General features: G+C 32.9%; 1 pseudogene. It reads right to left on the bottom strand.

The features are described 5' to 3' along the window. Positions 1-24: 24 nt before the first annotated feature. A pseudogene (locus ACG9ZB_RS16800) lies at positions 25-337 on the bottom strand (hypothetical protein); the annotation flags it as partial.

Below are 337 nucleotides of genomic sequence, written 5' to 3' on the forward strand. Positions count from 1 at the left end.
CGTCTAAGCATTTTCCTTGTACTGTTATGCTTTTATCTTCATGATAGACCAGCTTCTGATAGATGTATTTTGGCAACGTGAAGCTAAAAGCTCTCGTTCATTGAAAGGACAAAGCGCAAAACATCGATTATCGTAGGTACGAATTTTTACCTCTTTAAACCGATCAAGTGGTGCATTAATTGGATAATCTATAGGGGTGGTTACGTCCTTATTTACAACGACTGGTACAGGATATTCAACAACAATACATGCTGTTAAAAAAGCACATGGACTAATTAAAAGTATAGATGTAAGCATTTGATTTTCAAATTTATATGAAGAATAAATATAATATATT

Source organism: Acinetobacter johnsonii, from assembly GCF_048551975.1.
In the GTDB taxonomy this organism is placed as follows: Bacteria; Pseudomonadota; Gammaproteobacteria; order Pseudomonadales; family Moraxellaceae; genus Acinetobacter; species Acinetobacter johnsonii_A.